The following is a 6169-nucleotide window of genomic DNA, read 5'->3' as shown; positions in this document are numbered from 1 at the left end:
GGACCCGCACCGCCCGCGAAACAGGCGCCGAATACCTCTCGCTCAAGCTCGACGATCCGTCCTTCACGGCCCCGGTCTACGCCTCCCTGGTCCAGGGCGACAAGGGCGAGCACAAGCTCATCTGGTCGCGCTGACCAGCACATCGGCGCTCCGCTTCACGGCGGGGCGCCTCTTCCACACCAGTGGAATTATGCGGAGCAGAAGCCGCCGCTATCGTCGAGAAATCCAGCCTTCAGCGATCAGCACTCCGCATAATCACACTCTCAGCATAATCGACGTTTTGCGGTGCACCGCAAAACGTCGAGCTGGGTGCGGCCTGGCAGAAGCGCTCCGAGCAGGACCGCGACTACCTCTCGGTCAAGCTCGACGATCCGAGCTTCCCCGCCCCGATCTACGCAACGCTCACCGAAGTCGAAGGCGAGGACGGCTACCAGCTGATCTGGTCCCGCCCCAACCGGGACTGAGGCCCGGACAGGCCCCGCCGGAAGGCGGGGCCGAACCCCGCGACAGAGACAAGCCTGCGGCAGGCATGGAGCCTGCCGCAGGCTTTTTTGGTGCGATACGGAGAGGGACTATTGTCTGCTCAGATCGGGCTATCGTGGCGGGAGAAAATGCCGGCGTCAAAGGACACGCGGTTCCCCCAATTTTGCCCCGCTCCGGTTCCCTCCGCTCTAACAAAATCGGCTCCCCCACGCGCCGGCCCCGCCGGTCGCTGCCGCGCTCCTTGACCCCGTCATCTCCTCCCGCCGCGCGGTCTCGTCTTTCACGAACTCAAGGAGATGAGACGATGACAATCGAACAGCACATCGAAGAACTGCGGGCCGAACTGAAGAACGTCTGCGATGCCGCCGAGCGCCGCCAGATCGAGGCCGAGCTTGAACTCGCCCAGGCTGATCTGGCCGTGACGCTTGCCGAACAGGATGGTGCGATTGGGGCCGAGCCGCCTTTTTGAGGCGGCTCTTTCTGCCGCACGTGGAGCCGGTGCGCCGGATTGACCGGCTTCCCGGCTGTCAGGGGCTTCACCCCTCGACACTCCCGCCGGCTCACGCCGGATACGGTCGCGGCCCCTCCGGGTCCGCGGGTCTCTTCTCTCTCTGACGTCCCATTTTACTCCAGCAAATCCGGCGTCAAGAACGGCGCGGTCTCCCCCAATTTTTCCGTCGCTGCGCTTCCCGAAAAATCGGCTCCCCCGCTTGCAAGTCGCGTTCCGCGCTCCTTGACCCCTCTTTGCCACGGAGTGGCCGATCTCCGTCATCAAGATGAAGGAGATCACATCATGACCACGGATCAGAACCTTATGCTCCACACAAAGCTTTCCGGTTTCCGGCTCGTCGTGCTTGCAAACCGCTTCGGCTGCGATACCGAGTTTTCACGAGCGCTTCATGACCGCCTGATGGAAGGGCTCGATGCGGCTCACGCTCGCGTCCGAACCATCATGGCATTGGAGCGCAGCGTTCTTGCCGGCGACGACGACTATGCCGCCTATCGCCTCGCAGGCGAGAACGAGATATTCGAGCGTTTCACCATCAACTTGCTGGATGAGCTCGAGATTGATTTCGACACCCACGAATACCGCATCAACGGTGGCGATTGGGCCAATGCTTTGTCGGCGGATTGCGACGGCGTCGAAATCGACTATCCAAGGCTGGTGGCGCTGAGCGAGACCGAAATGGGTTCCTTGGCAGCGATCGTCAGGGATATCCGCAGGGAAACAGGCATCGTCATTCATGCGGCCCGTGTCGCCTATGCGAGGTGCGAAAGCTCCTGAGGGGCTTTTGCGATTTCCGAGGACGGCGAGAGCGGCTGTATGAGGGCATTGGCGAGCTTTCGATCGCAGCGAGCGTGACCAGTTCACCGTCTCCTTGTCGACAAGCTGTCATCTCTCATCGGGGATATTGCAGCCCGTCCTTCCGGCCGCAACCTGGCGCCGCCGGAATTTTCCCCGCCGCATTCTGCGGCTCCTCGCGAGATCAAAATTCAGTCGCCGCCAGGTCCTCCACATCCGTTTCGGCCTTGCCAGGTGCAACCCTCCTTCCCGGTCTGCTGTCGATCCCCGCAATGACGCAATCGACAAGGAGATCCATCATGCAACAGCTCGCTCAATTCCTCGCCGCCACCGGCCGCCAGCTCCGCGCCCTCGGCAAGGTGATCAGCCACTTCTTCCGCAAGGGCAAGCTCGCACTGAAGCTTGCGATCAAGATCCCGTTCTTCGTCGAGATCGAGGTGTCCTTCGAGACTGACTGGAACCGGCGCCGATGAGGCGCCCTCACGGCCCGCTTCGGCGGGCCGTTCTCATCTCCCCACTGAGGCGCGCGGACGATAGCCGCGCTTGCGCTTTCGTCGGAGCAGATCGAGGAACAGGTCTACGGCTTCCTCTTCCCGACCGAAATGATGGACCATCATCTGGCCTTTGGCGCCAATTCGACCCCACTTCCTCAGCAGGCAGACATCGCCGAACAGGTTCGGCTCGATTGACATGGCATAATAGCGCGCCATGTTCTTCGAGGCGTCCGAGCGCTCGACATAGAGATGATAGGGTTGCGCGATCATGAGGTCAGAATCTCTGATCGCGGGAATCCCGTCCAACGACACTTATGAATCGGTCGGCATGGATTGATTCAGATCTGTGATGAAACGCGACTGGTGGGCTTGGGCGAGACGCCTTCGGCGCACGGCTCTACTCGCTGAAGCTCCCCGAACCCGCCGGGCGGTTTCGGCCATCCGGCAACGATCCTCTCGCGGTCTCCTCAGCCGCACCACCCGTGTCTGGCACCGTCCCAGCGCCGGGCAAGGCCCTCGTTGACGAGAATGTCTCCGAGCGAGTGTCCCGATCGCAATACGGTCCGGAGCTTGCGGCCATACTTGTCTTCGTCGCGCCAGCCAGCCACCAGCGCGAAGTTGCCGGCGTTCAAAAGCGCCAGCAGACGTGCTTTCGCGGCCTCGCCCTTGATGCGTTCTGCTTCGCAGCGCGGCGGACTGAGTTCCGGTGTGTCGATATCCGCGATGCGGATTTTCTCGCCCTCGAACCAGAACGTGTCCCCATCGACGACGCAGTTCATCCGCGTGCTCTCGCCGCAGAATGAAAACGAGGCCGATAGGGAGTCTGATGTAGGTGTCTTTGCCAGGACTGACAATCCGGGGAGGTTGCCGGCGGCGCCGAAGAGAAGCCAGCTTCCCGCTGCAATGATCGTGGCAGCAAGGAGCGCCATTATCGATCCGCGAGAGATGCCCCGCCGAGACCGCGGCGATTTTCCCTGCAGGCGATGTCGATCATCCCGGCCACCAGTCTTCCGCGGTTTTCTGAACGGAACCACGTTCGATTTTGCCACTTTCCCGTCCTTTCTGTTTGGCTCAGCCTATCCCGGTCCCGGTTACATCTGCGTTTATGGCTCGACCTTCGCTCGGCCGGCAGGATGGTGTGTGCAAGCGGGGCGCAGTCCGTCCCGCCTCCCCTGCGGGCCACTATGTTGAGGCTCCTGCGGCTGCGCTGTTTCCCGCTCACGCACGACGAGAATTCCCGAAATCCCGCCCTTTCGTGCGGCCGCTATGCTGTTTTCTCCGATACTCTTCATTATGCTCGATCGGCCTTGCTCGTTGCACTGCGCGCCGGCTCGATCGGATGCGCGTCGGGCCTGTCTTCGAGCTGGTGAAACTTGTTCGTCCCGACGCACCTCTTCATATCCTCACGCCGGAACCAGATGGCACGGCCGCATTTCAGCGGTGCGTTCCCGGCCGTGAAGACAATCTGCTCGTCGGCACGCATGCGCAGGACCTCATGCGGCTGGATCAGAGGTCTGGCGGCCAGTTGCTTCGATCGTGTGCGAGACGATCCCCTCGCCTGAGAACTGCGGCTGACCTGGTCGATCTCGACCGTCGTCATGCCGCAACGGCGCGAGATGTAATCGGCGGTTTCGGGATCGTTGATCGCCGCGAAACTGATCCAGCTGGCGCTTTCGAACCATTTGCTTGCGGCGTCGCGGCCGCCATAGGTCTCGCGCATCTGGCCGATCGATTGGTAGATCATGAGGAGCGTGATCCCATACTTTCGACCGGCGTCGCGGGCTGTCTCCAGGATGCGCATGTAGCCGAGGCGTGCGACCTCATCGAGGAGAAAGAGCGCCCTGCCCTCCATCTGCCCATTGCGGTTATAAATCGCGTTGAGGAACGAGCCGATGATGACGCGCGCCAGGCCCGAATGCGTCTCCAGCGTCTTGAGATCGACGTTGATGAAGATGTCGGTCTTTCCCTCTCCGAGATCCTGCGTCGTAAAGCTCGATCCCGAGACCAGGGCGGCGTAGGTCGGATAGGACAGCCAATGTGTTTCCTTGACCGCATTGGCGTAGACGCCGGAGAAGGTCTCGGGCGTCATGTTGACGAAGGCCGCGACATTTTCCTTCACGAAATCCGAGTCTGAATTGTCGTAGATCGACTGCAGCCGCTCCCGCAGTTTCGGCTCCGGCTCGGAGAGGTTCTTGCGCACCTGCCGAAGCGTCTGGTCGTTCTCCGGCGTGTGGCCGGAGAGGCAAACATCAGCAATCAGCGCTGTCAGCAGCTGCAAGGCCGAGGCGCGGAAGAAATCGTCACGAACGCCGCGCGCGCCGCCGCTGTCGCTCATGATCCACGACGCGACCGAGGCGATATCCTCCTCCTTCGTCCCGCCGAACCGGCCGATCCAGTCGAGCGCGTTGAAGCCGATCTCCGAGCGCTTCGGATCGAGGACAAAGACATCTCGGTCGGCGTCGCCACGATGCTTCGACACCATCGGAGCGACCTCGTTCGAGGGGTCGAGGACGACGAGCGCCCCGCCCCATTTCAACGCCGTCGGGATCGTCACCGATGTCGTCTTGAAGCCGCCGGAGCCGGCGAAGACAATGCCGTGCGAAGATCCAAAGGAGCCGTCGAAGCAAAGCAGCGGCGACGTCCCGCCTGCTCCCCACGTCTCGGCGCTGTCGGCGCGAAACGCGTATGCCGCGACGCTGTCCCTATCGACCCGGTAGCGCTCGCCGATGACGATGCCGCCGCATTCGGGAAACAGCCTTTCGGCTGCCGACAGTTTCATCCAGTCGGCCTCGCCGTGCAGAGCGCGCTTGCCGTAAATGCGTTTCGGCTCGGACCTGGCAAAGGCGGCGTTGCCGGCGATCGCCACCCGCATGCCGAACAACGCGGACATCAGCACGGCGGCCGCGCCGATCGTCGTTGCAGGATCGAGATAGTTCAGGATCGACTTGCCGGCCGGCACCTCGCCCCAGAACGCGGAGAGCCGTATCGCCTCACGCAGGATCGCAACGACGAGCGTGGCGATCGCGCCCGTGAAAACACCCCAACCGGCAGATCTGATTCTGGCTGAGCCGGCGCTCGCAAACAGGAAGACGATGCCGACGAGGGAGGCGACGACATAGGGCAGAGCGATGCCCGTCCGGCCGAGCATCTGTTTTGCGGCATCACTCTTGCCGAAGGTGGCCAGCCAGTGTTCGACCCCCGCCATGCCGATCGCCGTCAGCATCATCAATGCGCAGGGTGCAACGTATAGAAGGATCCTATTCATGGCTCTCTCCGAACGCCGCAGCACCAATTGCAGTGAGGCGAACGCGCTCCTGCCGGTCTTGCTTCAGGCGGCCGGCGGCATCGATGAGAAGCCCGAGCAGCAGCGCACGCTTCTCGTAGCGAAGCCCGGCCTTGACGATGAGACCGCCAAGCTCGATCTTTTCCCGCGTGTCTTGTCTGCGGGCGTCGGAAGTCGCCGTGCGCGCCATCCGCTCAAGCCTCAGCAGTCCCGCCCGCAGTCGCGCCAGCCGCGTCCCGCGTGGACGATGCGCTGCTTTCGCCGGCGCTACTCCCCTTCTTCTCTCCGGTCGCAGCGACCTTTCCTCCGCGAAACCGCTTCGCCAGGTCCTCGAATGCTGCCTGCAGCTCTGGCTCATCGACTTCGATCTCGCCGAGACCTGCCTTGAGCGCGATCCTGCCGATGCGCTCGGCCTCCCGGGTCTCGGCCGCCTTGAGTTGCTCTTGCAGCTTCGCGATTTCGTCGCGGATTTTCGAGGATGGTTTCTTCATTTGGCCGATGTCTCCTGGGTGAGAAAGCTTGGTCTTGCGAGGCCAGTCTTCCCGATCGACGTGCGGAACGCACTAGGCGGATCATGCAATCGCCAGAGGCGATGCTTTGGTGAAT

General features: G+C 62.4%; 9 protein-coding genes and 1 pseudogene. 5 read left to right on the top strand and 5 right to left on the bottom strand.

Annotated elements, in window-relative coordinates; genetic code table 11:
- The 5 genes and pseudogenes from PH547_RS23175 to PH547_RS23155 all read left to right on the top strand — a co-directional run.
- A partial coding sequence (locus tag PH547_RS23175) for a DUF736 family protein (RefSeq protein ID WP_285169557.1) occupies positions 1 to 134 on the top strand: 134 nt, incomplete at its 5' end.
- A gap of 162 nt (positions 135 to 296) precedes the next feature.
- Positions 297 to 464 (top strand): annotated as a pseudogene (locus PH547_RS23170) (DUF736 domain-containing protein); the annotation flags it as partial.
- A 323-nt stretch (positions 465 to 787) separates the two neighbouring features.
- A complete protein-coding gene (locus PH547_RS23165) occupies positions 788 to 952 on the top strand; it encodes a hypothetical protein (protein WP_170965036.1) in 165 nt (54 codons plus the stop codon).
- Between the two features lie 324 nt (positions 953 to 1276).
- Entirely contained in the window at positions 1277 to 1768 is a 492-nt protein-coding gene (locus PH547_RS23160) for a hypothetical protein (RefSeq protein WP_285169556.1), read from the top strand.
- A 317-nt stretch (positions 1769 to 2085) separates the two neighbouring features.
- Positions 2086 to 2259: a hypothetical protein gene (locus tag PH547_RS23155; RefSeq protein ID WP_168318625.1), complete on the top strand. Its 174-nt coding sequence runs from the start codon at positions 2086 to 2088 to the stop codon at positions 2257 to 2259.
- Between the two features lie 33 nt (positions 2260 to 2292).
- Here the strand turns inward: PH547_RS23155 and PH547_RS23150 are convergent, their stop codons facing one another.
- The 5 genes from PH547_RS23150 to traC form a co-directional block, all read right to left on the bottom strand.
- Positions 2293 to 2550: a WGR domain-containing protein gene (locus tag PH547_RS23150; RefSeq protein ID WP_285169555.1), complete on the bottom strand. Its 258-nt coding sequence runs from the start codon at positions 2548 to 2550 to the stop codon at positions 2293 to 2295.
- Between the two features lie 197 nt (positions 2551 to 2747).
- Positions 2748 to 3209, bottom strand: a complete 462-nt coding sequence (locus PH547_RS23145; RefSeq protein WP_285169554.1) for a thermonuclease family protein — start codon at positions 3207 to 3209, stop codon at positions 2748 to 2750.
- Between the two features lie 362 nt (positions 3210 to 3571).
- Entirely contained in the window at positions 3572 to 5545 is a 1974-nt protein-coding gene (gene traG, locus PH547_RS23140; protein WP_285169553.1) for a Ti-type conjugative transfer system protein TraG, read from the bottom strand.
- Positions 5538 to 5753 (bottom strand): type IV conjugative transfer system coupling protein TraD, encoded by a 216-nt coding sequence (traD, locus tag PH547_RS23135; RefSeq protein ID WP_285169552.1) that lies wholly within the window; start codon positions 5751 to 5753, stop codon positions 5538 to 5540. Before traD ends, traG begins: the two co-directional genes overlap by 8 nt.
- 4 nt (positions 5754 to 5757) lie before the next feature.
- Positions 5758 to 6054, bottom strand: a complete 297-nt coding sequence (gene traC, locus PH547_RS23130; RefSeq protein WP_285169551.1) for a conjugal transfer protein TraC — start codon at positions 6052 to 6054, stop codon at positions 5758 to 5760.
- Positions 6055 to 6169: the final 115 nt, after the last annotated feature.

Source organism: Rhizobium cerradonense, from assembly GCF_030182455.1.
GTDB lineage: Bacteria > Pseudomonadota > Alphaproteobacteria > Rhizobiales > Rhizobiaceae > Rhizobium.
The sequence above is the reverse complement of the archived record's forward strand: the minus strand, read 5'-3'. Positions and strand labels throughout refer to the sequence as shown.